Below are 20,135 nucleotides of genomic sequence, written 5' to 3' on the forward strand. Positions count from 1 at the left end.
GGCTTTAAATGAAAAATTCATCCAACTTCAATGTTGTTTTTTATAAATGCTACACTGAATCAACAAATTAAAGCTTGAGCATTGTGCATAAACTCGGCAAATTATGAGCAAATGAGCTGAATAAGATTTTTCAAAATATGGCCAGTCCAGCGCAAACTATTCGCCACAAGCTACTAAATACTTTTTTTTCTCGGCATTCCATTTGGTTTGCTTGTATTTTTATATTCCTACTCATTTCGAGTTTTCATTTAGGTTATTCCCCGCGTTATATTCAATATTTTATTCCACAAACCTTATTGAATAGTATCTGGGTCATTACTGGGCTTTTAAGCTTATTGGGTTTGTATGACGTCATACAAAACAAACATTCGATTTTAAAAAATTACCCTATCATGGGGCACTTTCGTTTTCTATTTGAAGAATTTCGACCTGAAATTCGCCAATATTTTATTGAATCTGATCAAGATGCACTGCCCTTTTCTCGTATGCAACGTAGCTTGGTCTATCAACGTGCAAAAAATCAAAATGCAGATAAACCATTTGGTTCAATTGTTGATGTTTACCAAAATGATTACCGCTTTATCAATCACTCCTTGTCACCTTGCATTCCTGCCATTCCTGAAACATTCCGTATTAACATCGGCAATGAGCAATGTAAGCAACCGTATAGCGCATCGATATTAAACATCTCTGCGATGAGCTTTGGTAGCTTAAGTGCCAATGCCATTCGTGCCTTAAACTTAGGCGCAAAAATGGGCAATTTCTACCATGACACCGGTGAAGGCAGTATTAGTCCTTATCACTTGGAAAATCGTGGCGACATTGTTTGGGAACTCGGTAGTGGTTACTTTGGCTGCCGTACGATTGATGGTCAATTCGACCCTGTACGTTTTGCTGAACAAGCCAAGCACCCTCAAGTCAAAATGATTGAGATCAAATTATCTCAAGGTGCAAAACCAGGCCATGGTGGCATTTTACCTAAAGACAAAATTTCCGAAGAGATTGCTCAAATCCGTGGTGTCAGCCGTGAACATGACTGTATCTCTCCATCTAGCCATCCTGCCTTTAGCACCCCTATTGAAATGATGCAATTTATTCAGCAATTGCGCGAACTGTCAGAAGGCAAACCTGTGGGTTTTAAACTGTGTATCGGGCAACCATGGCAATTTATGAGTATCGTAAAAGCCATGTTACATACAGGGATTACACCTGATTTTATCGTAGTGGATGGTTCTGAAGGTGGGACTGGCGCTGCGCCGATTGAATTGATTGATAATATGGGTACGCCACTGCGTGAAGGCCTACTCTTTGTTAATAACACCCTGATTGGTGCAGGCTTACGTTCAAAAATTAAAGTCGGTGCCAGTGGTAAAATTATTAGTGCTTTTGATATTGCCAGTACCATGGCAATTGGTGCAGATTGGGTGAACTCAGCTCGTGGCTTTATGTTTGCAGTCGGGTGTATTCAAGCTCAAAGCTGTCATACCAACCAATGTCCAGTTGGCGTTGCAACGCAGGACAAAGACCGTCAAAAAGCCATCCATGTTCCGACCAAAGCAGAGCGTGTTTTTAATTTCCATAAAAACACCATGCATGCTTTATCTGAACTTATTGCCTCAGCAGGTTTACAACATCCATCAGATATCCGTGCGCACCATCTAGCGCAGCGGATTAATAACCGTGAAATTAAAAACTATGCACAACTACATTTTTGGTTAAAAGATGGGGAGTTACTCAGCTGTGAAAATAAAGATGAGGAAAACTTCTATTTCCGTATGTGGAATATGGCTCATCTAGAAAAGTTCTGACCCTTACCCCATAAAAAAAGAGGCGACTACGCCTCTTTTTTTTCGTCTAGATCCATCACACTGATTAAGGTAAGCTGTGCTCAATCGTCAATTAGTAACTGATGTTACGCGCGTAAAAGTAAATACGCTTTTTTAAAATAATTTTTAAGCCTATTCGACGGAGTCTTACATCTAGGGCTTAAATAAAGGGATTACCCTTCGGCTGGAGGTACTCTTACGAAACGTTGTTTCTCATTTGGTAAAATGAGAAGCAAAGCTTCGCAAGGAAACCATCTTGCGGTGCAATGCACCTCACCGACAAAACTCGTTCACTAGCGTCAAATTATTCAAAGTATTACAAAAACATTTTTGATTAGGAGTAGTCCAGTCTCAAACACTTGCGGATGACCTTCCCGCGTATCGTACTTTTATTTAAATCAAATTACGCTCCTGATGTTAGTGCGTAACATCAGTTAGTAATAAGACTTACTGTTGGATTGAGCATGCAAGAATGCCGGGATCAAACCTGTTAATGCAGCACGAATATCGGCACGTTCATTAATCAGCTGATGCGAACCTTCTTCAAGCATAAGAAGCGTCTGTAAACGAAATTTACGACGTATAAACTCAATGTTATAACGCCAATCTACAGTTTGATCCTGTGCGCCTTGCGCTAACCACACTGGAATACGACACGCTGGGCGTTCCTCCATCTCCTGCATCCATTTTGACATGGCCAAAATCCAATCCATCCCCATCATTCGTGGTTGTAGAGGATCTTTTAAGCGGACGAAACGTAAAAACTCAGGGTTATGATTATTCCGTCTAAAATGACGTGGCACTTCACGTTTAATACGACGAATAATGCCTAATCCAACCGAGTTATGCCACCATGCCGTTTTTGCAGGGCGAATCAGCGGAGATAATAATAAAACCCGTTCGACATATGGGTTTTTGCGATGTTCAGCAAAATCTAACAGATGATGCAGCCAAATCGCTCCACCCGTGCTCTGTCCAATCCCTAACCATGGCGTCGGTAATTGAGCCGCATGTTTAACATAACGATATACCGCTTCCAAAACTTGTTGGTAATGGTCAAAGTTTTGAATACTGGCTGGCGAGCCATTACTTAGACCATGCCCCGGTAAATCATAGGTTAAAACACTAAAACCTTGATCTAAGAGTTCACGAATAATCGGCTGATATATTCCACTATGCTCTAAATAACCATGCAATAAAAATACAGTGCCTTTAATGACATCCGTTTCAGTCTTCAGTTTCGGTTGAAACACTTGTACGTGTAATTTGAACAAAGGCATTTCTACATAGCCTTGCCAATGTTCACATTTCAAGGCATCTAAACCATAAAGTCGTCTATAAGACTGTATTTCAACACTAGGCTCAAAAGGTCGATTTAAATTTAGCGGTTCTAATACTTGTGGGGTTAATTCTCGACTTGGAACAGGAAGATCTAATTGTTTAAGGATCGAAGGATTAAGAAATGGGATATCTGACATTATGGGACCTCCCGACAGTCACTTGAGCCAAACCAAACGTCACGTAAGGTGGCTAATAATTCATAATTAGCACGACGACTATGGTCATAATTTTTTTCACTTGGTCGCCATGTAGTTAATGTTGTTGGCATGGGTGCAACAACAGGAATGGTTTCGATACCATTTAATGCAAATAAACGACGTGTTCGAGGCATATGATATTGGTCAGTGATTAAAATCACCGTCGGTGCTCCACCTTTTTTCTGCAAAAGCAACGAACTAAAACGCGAATTTTCGCAAGTATTCATACTGCGGTCTTCAAGCAATTTCGCATCAACATCATATTGCTTTAACCATGCTTGCATATACGGTGCTTCTACACCACTGAGCACAATCGGTAACTTATTGGCTCGTTCAACATCGAGTGTTTTTTCCAGTCGAAGTCGTGTGTAGTCATTCACTACGATATCTTTATCATTTTTATCTAAGGTTAAACCACCACCTAACACCACGATCGCATACGGCTCTGCGGTTGGCTGCTTCAGGGTTTTATCTTTCATTTTGGCAAGATCAAGATATGTTTCATCATCGATCGGTTCCGCTTCTGAAGCCGATTGCTCAATTTCATGGTTTTTTAAGAACTCGGTATATTGAGTCATCAGTCCTTTATTTTCCGCACTATTGAGCTCAAGCAGCTCTTTCATTTTTTGAGCAGGATTTTCCGCCAATGCTTCAGAAGAAGCCGCCTCGGACGCAGAAGGATTCAGCAGAGGTACTTTCGGTATGTCCTTTTGACTATCATTCTTTTCTTTTTCATGTTCTTCTTCAATGAGCTGCTGTAACGCCTTATAACGTGCTTGTATAAGGGTTAAATCTTGAGGCTCATCAGACTGTATGGCTTGCTCCATGAGTTTTAAATACGCTTGGCGCGCTATCCATAAGTCAGAACCCGGCTCATAGTTATCATCATCACTCAAGGCGCCGAGTTTTTGACTTTGCGCTGCGAGCTGATTGACTTCTACAGGAACGAAATAATTTAAACTTTTAACGATCAATTTAGAATAAAACGGCGTATAGATAAAAATCATTAGACAGCCCAAAAGTACAAATAGCACTGCGGCAATTTGTACTAAGCGAACCATCCAATGTGTTTTATGCATAAATCTAAAACCTATGTGTTTTTATTGATCTGCGTGAGATCGAATCAAGCCATTTGTATCAAATAATACAGGCTCAGGATGTAGTTCAATATTAAATTTTTCAAAAACATCATGTTGTACAGCTTTGTAAGTTGTACGTACATCTTGCAGCGTGGCGTCCTGATAATTGACCAACACCAAAGCTTGCTTATGGAACATACCCACTGAACCCACAGATTTCCCTTTCCAACCTGCTTGGTCAATTAACCAGCCCGCTGCCAGTTTTACCGCATTATTCGGTTGTGGGTAATGGGGTAAATTGGGAAATTGCAGCGCAATTTGGTCAAAGGCTTGCTGGCTAATCACAGGATTTTTAAAGAAACTTCCGACATTTGGAAATTCTTTTGGATCTGGGAGTTTGGTTTGACGAATATGAATGACTTGTTGTTGTAGGTTTTCTGCACTTAAGTCTTCACCCACTGCCTGCTTTAAATCACCATAATTTAATTTTAAATCTGCATGTTTTAAAAGTTTAAACGTGACATGCGTAATAATAAAACGCTCTGGCTCATCTTTAAAAATACTATGGCGATATGAAAAATGACAATCGGCAGCGCTAATACTACTTTGCTGTTCTGTTACTCGGTCATAGACCTGTACAGATTCAATAAACTCACCCGCTTCAACACCATAAGCTCCAATATTTTGCACAGGTGAAGCACCGACTAAACCGGGTATCAATGCTAAATTTTGTAAGCCATAAAACTGGTGTGCCGTCGTCCATAGCACAAAGTCATGCCACACTTGCCCAGCACCCACTTTTAAAGTCTGTGTATCGGCATCGTCTTGTACATATTCAATACCTTGAATATCCATGTGCATCACTAAAGCATGTATTTGCTCAGGCAACAGCATATTACTGCCTCCTGAAAGTACCAATACATTTAATTGCTCAGCTTTGGCAAAGTCGAGCGCTGCTTGGATATCTTCTACCGATTGAACACGTACATAATGAGATGCTACAGCATCGAGGCTTAATGTATTAAATGGCTTAAGCTGAACCTGTGTTTGAATTTGCATTCTTAAACCTTAATTTTTTTGCTGTGCTTGTAACTGAGTTTTTAAATAATTGACCCAAGCCTGACTGCTAGATTCGCATTGATCTAATACATGTTCAAACCCTGCATCACCCCCATAGTACGGATCTGGTACTTCTTGTTGCGGATATTGGTGATCATGTTGACTCATCAAAGACACTTGTGCACGTAGTTGACCGAATTGTTGCTGCGCCTTTTGCATGAGGTTTTGAATATTGTCTAAATTTTCGTAGTCCATGGCCAAAATCAAATCAAATTCAATAAAATCATGAACCGTTAACTGACGTGCGCGTAATGCAGATAAGTTATAGCCTCGTAATTTTGCATGCTGTTGGCTACGAAGATCAGGCGCTTTGCCCGGATGATAATTGCTCGTACCCGCAGAGTCGACGTGAATATTGAGTTGCGCTTCATCACAAAAATGTCTGAGAACCACTTCAGCCGTAGGTGAACGGCAAATATTTCCTAAACAAACACACAACACCTTATATGGCGTGCTGGATGACATAACAACCTCAAGACTACTTTTATTTCAAGCGTCTTATGTTAAGTTATTTACAGGATGAATCCTATATCAACACTCAAGAATAATGTTTATTTGGATATAAAAAATTAGGGATAAGCCAATGAGTCAATTTCAGTTTCAAACCGTCAGCAATATTATTTCAGGCTTAGGCTCTATTTCCCAACTGAGAGAGGTCCTAGACGACTTTCAAGCCAAACGTGTCATGCTTGTGACCGACCCCGGTATGTTGCAACAACAATTACATTTACCCATTTTGGATATTTTAGAAAGTATCCATCAAGATTATGTAATTTATTCTAGTATCCAAGCCGACCCTGCAGAACATATAGTTTTAGATGCAGTTCAATTTGCCAAAAATGAAAAAGTAGATTTGATTATTGGTTTTGGCGGTGGAAGTTCAATGGATGTGGCTAAAATTATTGCGATTTTGGCTCATCCTAAGCAAACACAACAGATCCGTGATTTATATGGTGTTGGTAATGCAAAACGACCACGCTTACCGCTCATTTTGATCCCGACAACGGCAGGGACCGGCTCTGAAGTCACACCAATCTCTATCGTCACTACAGGTGAAACCACCAAAACAGGTATCGTCTCCCCTGTACTGTATGCCGATGTCTGTATCCTCGATGCGAACTTTACATTAAATCTTCCCGCACACATTACCGCAGCAACCGGTATCGATGCCATGGTGCATGCCATTGAAGCCTATACATCAAAAATTAAAAAAAATCCGTATGCGGATATGCTTGCTAAACAAGCTTTGCGTTTATTAAATAAAAATTTAGCGCTGGTTTTACACGACGGACATAACCTCGAAGCGCGTCAGCACATGCTGGTCGGTTCAATGCTTGCAGGTCAGGCCTTTGCTAATGCGCCAGTTGCAGCGGTGCATGCACTCGCCTATCCACTCGGTGGACACTTTCATCTCTCGCATGGTCATACCAATGCACTGGTTCTCGCTGAAGTGTTAAAGTTTAATGCACCTCAGGCCAAGCAGCATTATGCAGAACTTATGAGTTGGCTAGACCCATACAGTACGGGCTGTACCGATGGTTTATGTGATTTATTTATTGATCATATGCAAAATCATTTAGATCAGAGCGGTTTAGTGCTTAAACTCAGTCAACTCAATGTGCCTGAAAATATGCTTGATCGTTTAGCAGAAGATGCGCTATTACAAACGCGACTATTACAAAATAATCCGCGAGAACTGCAGTTTGAAGACGCTCGCCAGATTTACCAATCGATCTATGCCTAAAGTTCACTCATTTTGAAATAAAGAAAATACCAACGATGAAACCTAAAACTAAACGCCGCCAAAACTATCGATTTTTATTTCCAATCCAAACACGTTGGGCAGACAACGATATGTATGGTCATGTCAATAATGTCATCTATTACAGCTATTTTGATACTGCTGCAAATGCACTCTTGATTCAACATGCCGGTTTTGATTTGCGAAATACCCCGATCATTGGTTTAGTGGTCGATTCAGCCTGCAGCTTTTTACAAGAGCTGTCCTATCCAGAAATCATTGAAGTTGGGGTTGCGATTGAAAAAATTGGTAATTCTTCACTGCGCTATGACTTGGCTATTTTTAAACAAGGACAAAATGAGGCTGCAGCCCAAGGACATTTCGTTCATGTGTTTGTTGACCGCCAAACACGAAAAAGCACCTCGATACCCGATGATATGCGAGATGCTTTAACTCAATTTTTACTTTAATTTTATATCCAGCTTGAAACTTATTTGAGCTGGATATTTTGCAACTCACCATCAAAGCTTTTGAGTAAGTCTTTCACAACAGGCTCAGCATGTAATAACTCATTTGCACGTGCAAAGGCCTTTTCCTTGCGGACATGTTGTAAAGCATACGGTGTGGTTTCTTCGACATCTTCAAAGCTGATATGGAAACGACATTTTGACCATTGCGCATGAATGGCTTGTTCCAATACATGCTGCAATTGAGTCACTAAAGCTTCGTATCGCTTTGGAATATGGAAAGTCGATTCACCGTCAATCGTACCTCGCATAATGCCATGCTGAGCCAACTCTTGTACCGCAGGTGAAAGTTGACTATTTCGGAACCAATACTCCCACTTTTCGACCGTCCACTCACCTTCAAGGGTTTGAGGCTGTAAAGTCAAAATATCTTGTGGCATCAAGGTAGAAGATGAACCCGTTTGAACAGCATCCGAAGAAACGGAACTTTGCGTAACTTGTGGTGATGCTAGATCAAAACCAGTGTCGCCTTGAGCACCCGAAACTGATTCATTCACCACATGTTGTGGTTCAATGGCATTTATCAAATGTGGCTGAGCTGTTTCAGGCTCTACACTTTTTGACTCTAAAGCTGTTGGTTCTAAAGGTGCAATATCTTCAAAATTTATAGCGCTCACATCAACTTCTTCAGTTTCAGTACTCGGCGTCGGATCTAAATCAAATAATGTATCTTCTGCCACGGCATCCATAACAAGCGTGTCATTTTGCTGTGTCGATACAGACTCAACCGGTGCAACCTCTTGCGTATCTAGAGTGCCATTTGCTGTAGAAGTTTGGCTTATTGCGTCTTCTTCAGGATCATCTAAAAAATCATCAGATGAAGGTTCATCAACTGCAGGTGCAGAAGCATAGCCATCATCGTCTTCATAATGTGAATCATCAAAATCATCGAAAGCTGGCGATGTGTCTACAGCGGGTACAGCTTCAGGCTGCTCAACAGTGGCAACCTGTGCAGCAGACTCAACAACGGTATTGGGTTGCTGCAAAGACTGTGTTTGAGTCGGCTGAACTGTTTCGGCCTGATTTTGAGCAAGCTGTGGCTGTGCGGCTGACTCTTGCTGTACGGCAGAGACCAACATTTCGTTTGGCTGTAATGGACGGAATGCTAATAGACGTAGCACACACATCTCAAAACCTTGCTCTTGCGTGACTGCCAACTGCAAGTCTGCCCGACCTTTGCATGCGACTTGATAATACAACTGCAAATCTTGTGCTGAAATCAACTGCGACAGTTGCATAATTTTTTGATTGATCTCAGCGCTATATTTCAACGCTAAGTCTGGCAAGTATTGTAATAATGCCAGTTCATGTAACGTTGAAATCAACTGATCTAATACCAGCGAAACATCCAGCGCTTGTTGACGGAATTGCATGAGTAAAGCACTCACGCGTTCACGCTGATTTTGATGAATGGCTAAAATCAAATCGTAAATGATCGTACGGTCAATTAGGCCCAACATGTCTTTAACATCTTGGTGCTGAATTGAACCCTGACCATAGGCAATCGCTTGGTCAGTCAGTGACAATGCATCACGCAGTGAACCTTGAGCCGATTCAGCAATTTGCCAAATCGCATCTTGCTCCGCTTGAATTTGTTCTTTTTGTAAGATATCTGTCAAATGCGATGTGATTTCATCCACCGCTAAAGGACGCAAAGTAAATTGCAAGCAACGTGAAATGACAGTAATCGGTAATTTTTGTGGATCTGTAGTAGCAAATAAGAACTTCACATGCTCTGGCGGTTCTTCTAGAGTCTTTAATAACGCGTTAAATGAATGCGTAGAGAGCATATGCACTTCATCGATCAGATAAACCTTGAAGCGACCTTGGGTTGGTGCATAAGGAACGTTGTCGAGAAGTTCTCGGGTATCTTCAACTTTGGTCCGTGATGCCGCATCGATTTCAATTAAATCAATAAAACGGCCTTCATTTACTGCTTTACACGTTGGGCAAACTTCACAAGGCGTTGAGGTTACACCTGTTTCACAGTTCAGACATTTTGCCAAAATACGGGCAATGGTGGTTTTACCCACGCCACGAGTACCTGTAAATAAATACGCATGATGTAACCGACCACGTTCTAAGGCACTGGTAAGTGCGCGTGACACATGGTTTTGCCCCACGAGTTCAATGAAATTTCGTGGACGGTATTTTCGTGCAAGTACTTGATACATGTATGCTCCTTTTTACAGGTGTAAGCATACTGTTTTTTTGTCTAATAGTGAAATAAATGGCAGAGTTTGGACAATAAAAATCCGATCTTGAGCTATCACAATGATCAGGCAAATTTAATATAAATTACGAATGCTTAAACTGCTTTATTTAAAAGGAAATCACTCTGCATTTGATAGCGTTTCGCCGTCTGGTCTTCAAGAATTTCAAGCAATTGCTGATCCAAATCTACATACAAAAGATTACGCGTTTGCACATTCATAAGTTCTAGCTGCTGCTTTGATTCATCTTTAAAACGAATTACACCTTTTAGCACTTCTACTTCGTTATGACCACTTAGACTTTCACGAGTAAGTGTATAGGTTTGGTCTTCATGTAGCTCAAGAGCCACAGCCATACCGGGACAATCTTCACAACGAGAAAGACAGCCCATACACGGCGTTGTACCTTTAAAATCACCCACCCATGCAGCTTGCTGTTTTTCGGCAGTAATCGCTTCTATCTCTTTTGCTTTCGTTTGAGTTGAATCCTGACAACCCAACATTGCCGACGTTGCGACTAAGGGAATCAAAACAACTTTTTTCATAGGGATATCACAGCAGTCTAAAACTGCGTGGGAAAATAGCATATTTTTCACATTTCCCCAATTCCTGTTCTATCCCGAAGTATCTTAAAGCCAGCCCTTACGTCCTTTAAGTGCTTTGTCTGCACAGCGTAGCGTTTCTTGAGTTAAGCCCCATAAGCGATAATCGCCAGTGATTGAACCCGTCGCAAAGTTATGTGTATAAGCAAAACTTAAATCACGCTGCGGATCACACCAGGCCCCAGAACCATTAAAACCAATATGTCCAAAACCTTCACTAGATTTGCCTAAAGTTAAAATGCGGTGATAACCCAAACGCCAATTCATCGGTAAAGGCATAATACGATCACGTTTTTTATATTGAATTTTACTTAAAGATTCAAAAACTTGCGGTGTGATTAAGGTCTGTCCTTGCCACTGGCCATGATTGGCTAGCATTGCATAGATTTTCGCTAAACTATTGGCACTAAATACACCAGTAGCTGCAGGAATGATGGCTTGTAAACCCTCATCACTAAAAAATGAAAACTTACGCATTCCTTTTGGAATCATACCATCTTGAAAGTCTTGCAAATTGTGTCCCGAAAGTTGTAGGAGCTGATCAAAGATTGACGGTTTTCGTGTCTCGGTCTTTTTTTTCGTTGTCTGTGCTTGGGTATTTTCTTGTGCAGATGTATCTACAGCACGTTCTTCTTTTTTCTTTTTCGGAATCAAGCGTGCAACCTCACCAAGTTGATGTTCTGGTACGCCAAAAAATGCATGATCCAATGCCAAAGGCTCAACCAAATAGTGTTGCATTAGTTCAGCAAGCGGTCGACCTGTGGCCTTTTCAAGTACACCACCGACTTGCCAACCGAAGGTTAACGGTTGATATGCTGCATCAGTTGATGGCTCAAAACGTGGCTTAGCTTGTTCGATGACTTTAAGCATATGTGGCCAATCAGCCATTTCGGATGCTGTTTCAATGATATTACGGATATCGTATAAACCACTTTGGTGACTCAGCATGTGCCTTAATGTGATATCCGACTTGCCATTTTGAGCAAACTCCGGCCAATATGCTGCAACGGGAGTATCGTAATCTAGAAAGCTTTCGCTCACTAAGATATGTGCAAGCGTTGCAAGTACGCCTTTACCCGTGGAATAACAGACTGAGGGTGTATTGGCCTGCCAAGCTTCTTCGGCTGACTTTTTACCAGTCCAAATATCTACGACTTTTTGACCTTTAAAATACACCACTAAGGCGGCTCCGCCTAAGTGGGTTCGAGCATCCTGCATCCGGCTAAATTGCGCCGCCAAATCTTGAAACGCCTCGTCAACCGTACCTTGAAAATTATTCTTCTGTGCAAATAGATATTCTTTGAGCGCCTGCATCATCATTCCTTTGAATATGAATCGCTTGAGATTAAAACTTGAGATTAAAGCAAAAAAGCCTAAACCGATATCGATTTAGGCTTAAGTCTTAAAGTGCCTTTACACTTCCCGCGACATGCGGCTTTTTGTTCTTACTATTTCGAATGGCAAACTCTGTATCTTTACCTGTTTGCGCAGTTAGAAACTCGACTTGAGAAGGTAAATACATGGGTAATTTAAACCATACATCTACTTCATAGGCATCTGGCAAAGTTAAGCTCGACAAAGCTTTGGCTTTACTCCACATACCATGTGCAATGGCTTGTTTAAAACCAAACGCTTTAGCGGTTACAGCATGAATATGAATCAAGTTAAAGTCACCAGAAGTCAATGCATAACGGCGACCGGTATTTTCAGAAACATTCCATTCAGCTTGAACTTGCAACTCTGCTGGCTTTGTTTCGGTAGATTTTGCCGCAGCTTTGTTCTCAGTTTTTTGACGTGCTAAATATGTGGTTAATGATTCTACAACCACTTCATCGCCCACTTTTGCAGTGGTAATAAAGTCAAATTGCACGCCTTTATCATGTGGCTGTAATTCACCAAATTTGCATGACAATGACAGTGTTTCATTCACACCAACTTTGCGATATTGCTTCACTTGGTTACGAATATGTACCAAACCTAAGATCGCAAATGGAAAAGCTTCCGTAGTCATCATATGCATTTGCAAACTTTGAGAAAGCACAGCCAAATAAATCGCTGGGATATAACCATTGTTTTTAAAGCCACAGACTTCGTTATAAGCTTTTAAATGTTTTTGATCGACCTTAAATGAATCCACCACATATTCAACTTGCGGCAGCACTTTTTCAGCTTTAGGCTTTTTAAAAATCAAGCCTTGAATCACTTTTGGATAGGCTAAATAAGGTTTTGGAAGTTGACTAAAATGGCGAGTATTCATACTAAACCTTTGGAAGTTTTTATTTCAATGTTTTAAAAGCATCTTCTCTTGCGCCATATATAGCTCAAGGAGAAGGCTAGAATGAGGGTTAAACCCATTCATTTATAGCAAATTTTTACCTCTCCCTAACCCTCTCCTAAAAGGAGAGGGTATTTTAAGAGGAGTGCTTTAAGCCCCTAACAAGCTTTGACCACACACACGTACCACGTTACCGTTCAAGCCAGTCGACGCAGTTGAAGCAAACATCGCAATCGTTTCAGCAACATCCACAGGTAAACCACCTTGACTCATCGAGTTCATACGACGACCTGCTTCACGGATTGCAAATGGAATCGCAGCAGTCATTTGCGTTTCAATAAAACCTGGAGCAACAGCATTAATGGTTACGCCATTTTTCAATAATGGAGCAGTAAATTTAACCACACCAATTACACCAGCTTTAGAAGCAGCATAGTTGGTTTGACCTAAGTTACCTGCAATACCTGAAATAGAAGATACGCAAACAATACGACCATTTGCATTGAAGCCATCATTTTCAAGAAGGTAATCATTTACACGCTCAATCGCAGACAAGTTAATGTTAATCACCAAGTCCCAAAGCTCAGGCTTCATATTGGCCAAAGTTTTGTCACGGGTAATCCCTGCATTGTGCACGATGATATCCAAACCACCTCGAGCAGCTGCCGCCGCTTTGATTTTTTCACCGGCATCGCTTGCAGTAATATCAATCGCGAGCGTAGAACCGCCAATTTCACCTGCAACACGGTCAAGGTCAGCTTGCTGCTGTGGAACGTCCAAACAAATGACATGCGCGCCATCACGTGACAATACATGTGCAATTGCTTCACCAATACCACGGCTTGCACCTGTTACTACAGCTGTTTTGCCTGCAAGCGGTTTATTCCAGTCAACATCCACAACATCTGCTTTAGATACACGAATCACCTGACCCGATACATAAGCTGAACGTGGTGAAATCACAAAACGTAATGCAGATTCTAAGTTTGCTTCAGCACCTTCGTCCACATAAACTAATTGTGCTGCAATCCCTTTCTTAAACTCTTTACCCACTGATTTTACAAAACCTTCTAATGCACGTTGTGCAATGGCTTGTTTCACAGTTTTCGCAGTCTCTGGTGTTGTACCAACAACGACAACACGACCAGATGCCTGAATTTGACGAGCAATTGGATTAAAGAATGCATAAAGCGAATGAAGTTGCTCTGAATTTTGAATACCAGATGCATCAAAAACTACAACTTTAAACTTAGACTCTTTATCACCTTCATTAAATGCGCTTAGGTTTAAACCTGACTTGGCAGCAGCTTGTTGTAATTCAGCATTATTGCCTGCATAGCTATTGGCATGAATATTTGCCAAGACTTGTGCAATAGCACCAGATAATGTTGAAGCAGGCGCTGCACCGAATAAAACCGCACCTTTAACGACAGGTGTTGCAGACTCAAAACGCTCTAAAAAAGTCGGTGATGGTAAACCTAAATTTTTGATGACAAATTTACCAATAGGAGATTTTGCAAATGTTTGGTATTGATCAGTCATGTTTATTATCTCTCATACAGATTAATTTTTGATGGATCTGAAGATATCCCTTTAACTTCAAGATGATGTCAGATACTTATATTTCAATAGTTCCATCAGTTTCCATGGAATCATACTTGAGTTAAACCGCAGATGGCTTGACCTGAATGCTTTAGCGAATGTCATTTTAGTCAATTTACCCCTTTGGTGAATATGCTAATGTAGCCGTCAAGAAGATCATCAACATGCTTGGAAAAGCCTTATGAGCAAAACAACTCAAGAAAATCCAGCAGTCGAAAGTCCGACTACGGAAACTGTGTCAAATACATCAAAGAGTACGCCACGTACCGCTAAAAGTACGGGCACAGCAACCAAGTCTACAAGTGATGTCGCTAAAACGAGCCGTCCTCGTCGTGCATCTACACGTACTAAGACACCCGCTTCAAACCCTAAAACAGCTTCAAAATCAACAACTCAAACGTCTGTTCAACAGGATAATACCATGAGTCAAAACACAGTTCGCCGCGTTGCTATTATCGGTGGTAATCGTATTCCTTTCGCTCGTTCTAACGGCGCTTACTTCACTGCATCGAACAGCGATATGTTCACCGCTGCATTAAATGGTCTTGTTGAACGTTTCAACCTTCAAGGTCAACGCCTTGGTGAAGTTGTTGCTGGTGCCGTGTTAAAACATAGTCGTGACTTTAACATGACCCGTGAGTGTGTACTCAATACCGAACTTGCTCCTGAAACACCTGCTTACGATATTCAACAAGCATGTGGTACAGGTTTACAAGCAGCTTTCTTGGTTGCTAACAAAATCGCATTGGGTCAAATCGAAGTGGGTATTGCTGGTGGTGTAGATACAACCTCTGATGCACCAATCGCTTTTGGTGATGGCCTACGTAAAGCTTTACTTGAATTGAACATTGCAAAAACGGGTAAAGACCGCCTAAAAGCATTAACTAAAATTAATGTTAAAGATTTGATGGATGCGCCGAAAAACGGTGAACCACGTACAGGTCTTTCTATGGGTGACCATCAAGCGATTACGACACTTGAATGGGGTATCTCTCGTGAAGCGCAAGATGAACTTGCGGCATCTTCACATCAAAAAATGGCAGCTGCATATGAAGAAGGTTTCTTCGATGACCTGATTACGCCATTCCTTGGTTTAGAGCGTGACAACAACTTACGTGCAGACTCTTCTGTAGAAAAACTTGCGAAGTTAAAACCAGCGTTTGGTAAAGGCGATGCACGTACCATGACAGCGGGTAACTCGACTCCACTGACTGATGGTGCATCATGTGTCCTTCTTGCCTCTGAAGAATGGGCAAAAGCAAACGGTCACGAAGTTCTTGCTTATTTAACTTTCCAAGAAACAGCGGCAGTTGACTTTGTAGAGAAAAAAGAAGGCTTATTGATGGCGCCTGCGTATGCAGTGCCTCGTATGCTTGAACGTGCAGGCATTACACTACAAGACTTCGATTACTATGAAATTCATGAAGCATTTGCATCTCAAGTATTGTCTACGCTGAAAGCATGGGAAGATCCTAAATTCTGTAAAGAACGTTTAGGCTTAGATGCCCCATTGGGTTCAATTGATCGTTCTAAATTGAACGTGAAAGGCTCATCACTTGCCGCAGGTCACCCATTTGCTGCAACTGGCGGTCGTATTATTGCAACTGCTGCAAAACTATTGAACCAAAAAGGTTCAGGCCGTGTACTTGTATCGATCTGTGCTGCGGGTGGTCAAGGCGTAACAGCAATTATTGAAAAATAAGTTTCTCAGATTTAAAAAAAGCACCTCAAATGAGGTGCTTTTTTTAATGCTTCAATGCTAAACATTATTTCGGTAATGGATTATTTTTAAAGTATTCATCCACCTTATTCCAAGGTGTTTTTGAAGCTACACCATTCAAAATGTTTTGGCTAATCCCTTGGCATAACTCTGAATCTGGACGTGTATGGAAGCTGTTTAAATTCGGATCCATATAAGGTAAAGAACCTGGCTGACGCTGGAAATAGAAATTTAAATTATCCATCATTGCTTCAAAGCCCCAGCCTTCCATTGCCCAAGCGCTATTATGTCCGCCCCAATGATGCCCGAATTCATGTGCAACAATTCGATAGCCAGATTGTCTATAATGACCGTAGTAAATCCATTCATCTACACCAAGTACCTGACCACCGCCAAGCCCACCACCCATGTTGGTAACACCGAGGCTAATCTGCCCACGGTTTAAAATACTATTATAAATATTTTTATAATCTTCAGCTTTGAAGTAGCCATTGGCCCCTTCTACACGGCCTGCATTACCAAAGAAGTCATGCCCCATTGCAGCCTTATGATTAAACCACAGTGTTTCAAACTCTGGGGTACTGATCATATAGGCAAAGTTAGTCATCATAATGACCCATTCACGCGCATACAACGGTGTAATACGGCACCACTTCGAATCGCTTTCAGGATTGTACGTACCAAAGGTCAGTTTCCACTGTGCTTTAATCGTATTTAGCTTCTGAACGTGTGTATCTGAATCTGACGTGATTTTAACTTCTTCAAAGAGTTCAAGAGGCACTTCACTAAAATTGCTTAGACCTTCAATACGTGCCGAACCAATTTTATTAACCAAATTAAATCCAGCATTTTTATCAATCGTCAAATTGAGCTTGCTTGTAGAGAACGGTGTTAAACGATCCAGTGTCGCAATTTCAACCCATTGCTCACTCTGACGCAGCTTGCCTACAATTTTTAAATTATTCACTTCTGCAGCACTGTAGCTTTGCAAATGAATACCGCTACCGGTAAATGAAGCCGATAATATTTTATTGACAGGGATATTACGCAACGTGGTATTGGTTAATGTTGCCCAGCTTTCTCCATCTTGCAGCATACGGGTTTGTTCAGTCGCTTTCGACTCGAGCAAGTTAGTTGATGCGACTGGTGTATCTGAAATTACTTGCTTAATTTTACGCAGCGGCAATGCAATAATTTTTTGATTTGACAGTGTATAAATAACATCGCCATATACCGTTAAATCTAAAGATTTAGGTAAATTTTGACCATTCTGTCCCGCCAACAAGCTTGCTAGATTATTTTTTGAATAGCTGACAATTTTTCCACTCGGCTGCGCTGCATAGAGCAAGTTGTCCGTTGCACTATATACCACGGTTGCGATTGAGTTTTGCGTTTTATCTGGCTGAACAAATGATTCTTTATCTAAGGTTTCATGAATATTTTTAAAGTTATAGACATAGGTGTGACCATTCGTTGTTGTAGCATATAGCTGATCACCAATAATTTCTAAACGCGGTACACAACCTGAGCCACAGCTTGGCAATGCAAGGCGGCTAAACTTTCTTAAAGCAGCACTAGATTTTCCATTCACCGTTTCCTGAGTCCAGACATTGATACGGTTTAAGTTATCCACGACAAAAACATATTGATCATTTGCGATGACTGCACTTGGATTAGTCATCGCATAAAACGGCTGACCACCGTTTGTAGACCCAGTACCTAGAGACCCAAAATAGGCAGGTGCAGTTCCTGAAATATCAAAAATATCTGCGCGATGGCTGCCAGATGACGATACATAAAGACGATTACCTGCGATGTATATATCGCTAATATCCGCCCATAATTTTCCTGTATTGCCGATAGTGCTTGCTGCGGAAATTGAACTGAGAACTGTCTTATTTTTTAAATCATAACGCAGAATTTCTACTGTCGGCTGATTGTTTGCAATATATAAAACGTCGCCGCTGCGCTGAATGGCTGTTGGACTCCATGATGCTAAAGAAAATGTTGAAACATTTAACTCTGAAGCCACATCAGCTAAACGGATGCCGTTAGCTAAATTAATTTGACCTTGATTCTGTGTAGATTCTGTTGGAGCAGTTGATTGTCCAGACTCACCACCACCTCCACCATACCCGTCATTATGAGTGCAACCACTACTGCTAATGCACGTAATTTCATCCAAACACCGCTAAAAAATAAAATACAAATAATCAATATCTTATAATTCTAAAAACAATATTTACCTAATCATTAAACTGGGATCAGCATCAATATTGAGTGATGTTATTAGTATATTTTTCACATTAACAATGCAGAGATGGTCATGTAATACATTTTTTATAGGTAAAATTCTATTTATTTTCCCGATAATTAAACTTAAATAGAAATAATTCCTCAATGGAAGTAATACACCCATTGAAAAACAAAGACTAAAAGATTTTTTTAACCTTTCCGACATAGGTTGCTGTACCTCAGTCCAAAGCAGAACTTATAAAAGGTTCTGGCCGCATACACATCTTGATCTGTATTGCTGATGGTCATGGACGAACAAGGATGATTAAATAATAAATACTTAAAGAAAAAAACCGCTCTTAAGAGCGGGTTTTTACGATTCAATCATTTTTTAGAAACGATACCCTACGCCTAAGTAAGTAATGATAGGATCAATATCGATCTTGGTCGTTGCATGAATTAATTGTTCACCCGTCGTTTGGTTAATCACATCAATCTTGGTTTTATTATTTAACTTTGCATAAGACACCGAAGCAACCGTAAACCAACTTGGGTTGAAGTCATAAGTAAATCCAAGTGTGACAATTGGAGCAATCGCATCATCCGCATCGACATCGACCACCATTTTTCCTGATGATTCTTTACCATCGAGTGCTGCACCCGCATTATTATCTTTAATGTTTTGAATCATATGACCTGCAGCAATTAAGTCAGATTCAATTCCTTTATTGAGTTCAATATCATTAAAATAAGCATACATGATCCCTGCACCCACATAAGGTCTAAACTTATTTACACCCGACTGACCAAATTGGTACTGTGCCTGAAATACCGGCGTCCAAGCTCTCGCACTCGCCGCTTTACCATAAGATGATAGATCCGTAATGGGTACTGCGTAATCTAGTGGCAAACCATCCGGGAATAACAGACCGCCCAGACCGCCTGGTTCTGCAAGACCAGATAATGGGGCGGTAATCATCCCCTTACCTTTAATATCCACCTCAGGTGGGATACCGCCAATCACTTGCAAAGAAACATTATCATTAATATGGTAGTTAAATGTTAAACCTAATGTATCGACATCTTCTGCTTCAAGCCCCGTCCCTTCAGCTGACCAATTATCTAGTCCATTGATCGTTGCGATCCCTGCAATCTCTGACTTGATATTGCCATCCTTATCTTTAATTAATCCTCCCAAAGGGCCATTCACAAGGTCGGTTAAAGTGTCCTTAAGATTCGCAGAATTACTCCCTTCATTATAAATTGCATTCGGATCAATCGCTTTTAAAAAACCTTCAGTACTAATTGTGCCTACTTCAGCCTGTGTGCCATTTGCTACCGCAGTATTAATATTAAATGGATTTGCCTTTCCTTGCGGCATCACATGCATCCAACCAGCAGATACAGAAAAACGTTTAAAGTTACCATCTGCAAATGTAAATTGTGTAAGCCCAAGCAAAACAACAGGTGTGACAATTTTTATCAATTTCATATGCTAACTCCTTGTCTTGCATATTTTTTTAATCAACTTCTCTGTACACGACAAATTTCACAGAACCCTTATCCTATCAGGATTCTGCTTTCTTAAAATTGCCAAAATTTCCTTAAACTCTTCTTTTTTCCCAAAACCAATTAAACGCTGAATCGCCATTTGAACA

At 40.8% G+C, this 20,135-nt stretch carries 15 protein-coding genes; 4 read left to right on the forward strand and 11 right to left on the reverse strand.

Going from position 1 to position 20,135, the window contains the following annotated elements:
- Positions 1–137: 137 nt before the first annotated feature.
- Entirely contained in the window at positions 138–1,808 is a 1,671-nt protein-coding gene (locus tag FTU62_RS09420; RefSeq protein ID WP_180102509.1) for an FMN-binding glutamate synthase family protein, read from the forward strand.
- Positions 1,809–2,260: 452 nt separating this feature from the next.
- On the opposite strand, the gene FTU62_RS09425 is transcribed toward FTU62_RS09420, so the two are convergent.
- From FTU62_RS09425 to FTU62_RS09440, 4 genes are read right to left on the reverse strand one after another with little or no spacing between them, the layout of a single operon-like run.
- Complete coding sequence (locus tag FTU62_RS09425) at positions 2,261–3,304, reverse strand: alpha/beta hydrolase (protein ID WP_180010369.1); 1,044 nt, start codon at positions 3,302–3,304, stop codon at positions 2,261–2,263.
- The gene (locus tag FTU62_RS09430) at positions 3,304–4,443 is read right to left on the reverse strand and encodes a YdcF family protein (protein WP_180102510.1); all 1,140 of its coding nucleotides are present in this window, start codon (positions 4,441–4,443) and stop codon (positions 3,304–3,306) included. Before FTU62_RS09430 ends, FTU62_RS09425 begins: the two co-directional genes overlap by 1 nt.
- Before the next feature lie 21 nt (positions 4,444–4,464).
- On the reverse strand, positions 4,465–5,502 hold the full coding sequence (murB, locus tag FTU62_RS09435) for a UDP-N-acetylmuramate dehydrogenase (RefSeq protein WP_180102511.1): 1,038 nt from the start codon (positions 5,500–5,502) through the stop codon (positions 4,465–4,467).
- A gap of 9 nt (positions 5,503–5,511) precedes the next feature.
- Entirely contained in the window at positions 5,512–6,027 is a 516-nt protein-coding gene (locus FTU62_RS09440; protein ID WP_111884272.1) for a low molecular weight protein-tyrosine-phosphatase, read from the reverse strand.
- A 118-nt stretch (positions 6,028–6,145) separates the two neighbouring features.
- Between FTU62_RS09440 and FTU62_RS09445 the strand changes: the two genes are divergently transcribed.
- Entirely contained in the window at positions 6,146–7,306 is a 1,161-nt protein-coding gene (locus FTU62_RS09445; RefSeq protein ID WP_180102512.1) for an iron-containing alcohol dehydrogenase, read from the forward strand.
- Between the two features lie 35 nt (positions 7,307–7,341).
- Positions 7,342–7,773 carry a thioesterase family protein gene (locus tag FTU62_RS09450; RefSeq protein ID WP_180102513.1) on the forward strand — a complete coding sequence of 144 codons (432 nt, stop codon included), beginning with the start codon at positions 7,342–7,344 and terminating at the stop codon, positions 7,771–7,773.
- A 20-nt stretch (positions 7,774–7,793) separates the two neighbouring features.
- On the opposite strand, the gene dnaX is transcribed toward FTU62_RS09450, so the two are convergent.
- From dnaX to FTU62_RS09475, 5 genes are all read right to left on the reverse strand, one after another.
- Positions 7,794–10,004 (reverse strand): DNA polymerase III subunit gamma/tau, encoded by a 2,211-nt coding sequence (gene dnaX / locus FTU62_RS09455; protein WP_180102514.1) that lies wholly within the window; start codon positions 10,002–10,004, stop codon positions 7,794–7,796.
- Positions 10,005–10,138: 134 nt separating this feature from the next.
- Positions 10,139–10,588: a copper resistance protein NlpE N-terminal domain-containing protein gene (locus FTU62_RS09460; protein WP_180102515.1), complete on the reverse strand. Its 450-nt coding sequence runs from the start codon at positions 10,586–10,588 to the stop codon at positions 10,139–10,141.
- Between the two features lie 84 nt (positions 10,589–10,672).
- Positions 10,673–11,959 (reverse strand): serine hydrolase, encoded by a 1,287-nt coding sequence (locus FTU62_RS09465; RefSeq protein ID WP_180102516.1) that lies wholly within the window; start codon positions 11,957–11,959, stop codon positions 10,673–10,675.
- An 88-nt stretch (positions 11,960–12,047) separates the two neighbouring features.
- Positions 12,048–12,902, reverse strand: a complete 855-nt coding sequence (locus tag FTU62_RS09470; RefSeq protein ID WP_180102517.1) for a MaoC/PaaZ C-terminal domain-containing protein — start codon at positions 12,900–12,902, stop codon at positions 12,048–12,050.
- A 168-nt stretch (positions 12,903–13,070) separates the two neighbouring features.
- Positions 13,071–14,462, reverse strand: a complete 1,392-nt coding sequence (locus FTU62_RS09475; protein ID WP_180102518.1) for a 3-oxoacyl-ACP reductase — start codon at positions 14,460–14,462, stop codon at positions 13,071–13,073.
- 241 nt (positions 14,463–14,703) lie between these two features.
- Here FTU62_RS09475 and FTU62_RS09480 point away from each other — a divergent pair, with 241 nt between their 5' ends.
- Complete coding sequence (locus tag FTU62_RS09480; protein WP_180102519.1) at positions 14,704–16,224, forward strand: acetyl-CoA C-acetyltransferase; 1,521 nt, start codon at positions 14,704–14,706, stop codon at positions 16,222–16,224.
- A gap of 64 nt (positions 16,225–16,288) precedes the next feature.
- Here FTU62_RS09480 and FTU62_RS09485 read toward each other — a convergent pair whose 3' ends face one another.
- Positions 16,289–18,427 carry a hypothetical protein gene (locus tag FTU62_RS09485; RefSeq protein ID WP_257223149.1) on the reverse strand — a complete coding sequence of 713 codons (2,139 nt, stop codon included), beginning with the start codon at positions 18,425–18,427 and terminating at the stop codon, positions 16,289–16,291.
- Between the two features lie 441 nt (positions 18,428–18,868).
- A complete protein-coding gene (locus tag FTU62_RS09490) occupies positions 18,869–19,969 on the reverse strand; it encodes an OmpW family protein (RefSeq protein WP_180102520.1) in 1,101 nt (366 codons plus the stop codon).
- Between the last annotated feature and the right edge of the window lie 166 nt (positions 19,970–20,135).

The organism is Acinetobacter sp. YH12126 (genome assembly GCF_013418745.1).
GTDB classification, from domain to species: Bacteria; Pseudomonadota; Gammaproteobacteria; order Pseudomonadales; family Moraxellaceae; genus Acinetobacter; species Acinetobacter amyesii.

Coding starts and splice junctions, on each gene's coding strand:
- FTU62_RS09465 (WP_180102516.1), bottom strand. CDS start 11,959: ATGCAGGCGCTCAAAGAATATCTATTTGCACAGAAGAATAATTTTCAA.
- FTU62_RS09450 (WP_180102513.1), top strand. CDS start 7,342: ATGAAACCTAAAACTAAACGCCGCCAAAACTATCGATTTTTATTTCCA.
- dnaX (WP_180102514.1), bottom strand. CDS start 10,004: ATGTATCAAGTACTTGCACGAAAATACCGTCCACGAAATTTCATTGAA.
- murB (WP_180102511.1), bottom strand. CDS start 5,502: ATGCAAATTCAAACACAGGTTCAGCTTAAGCCATTTAATACATTAAGC.
- FTU62_RS09425 (WP_180010369.1), bottom strand. CDS start 3,304: ATGTCAGATATCCCATTTCTTAATCCTTCGATCCTTAAACAATTAGAT.
- FTU62_RS09475 (WP_180102518.1), bottom strand. CDS start 14,462: ATGACTGATCAATACCAAACATTTGCAAAATCTCCTATTGGTAAATTT.
- FTU62_RS09470 (WP_180102517.1), bottom strand. CDS start 12,902: ATGAATACTCGCCATTTTAGTCAACTTCCAAAACCTTATTTAGCCTAT.
- FTU62_RS09440 (WP_111884272.1), bottom strand. CDS start 6,027: ATGTCATCCAGCACGCCATATAAGGTGTTGTGTGTTTGTTTAGGAAAT.
- FTU62_RS09460 (WP_180102515.1), bottom strand. CDS start 10,588: ATGAAAAAAGTTGTTTTGATTCCCTTAGTCGCAACGTCGGCAATGTTG.
- FTU62_RS09480 (WP_180102519.1), top strand. CDS start 14,704: ATGAGCAAAACAACTCAAGAAAATCCAGCAGTCGAAAGTCCGACTACG.
- FTU62_RS09490 (WP_180102520.1), bottom strand. CDS start 19,969: ATGAAATTGATAAAAATTGTCACACCTGTTGTTTTGCTTGGGCTTACA.
- FTU62_RS09430 (WP_180102510.1), bottom strand. CDS start 4,443: ATGCATAAAACACATTGGATGGTTCGCTTAGTACAAATTGCCGCAGTG.
- FTU62_RS09445 (WP_180102512.1), top strand. CDS start 6,146: ATGAGTCAATTTCAGTTTCAAACCGTCAGCAATATTATTTCAGGCTTA.
- FTU62_RS09420 (WP_180102509.1), top strand. CDS start 138: ATGGCCAGTCCAGCGCAAACTATTCGCCACAAGCTACTAAATACTTTT.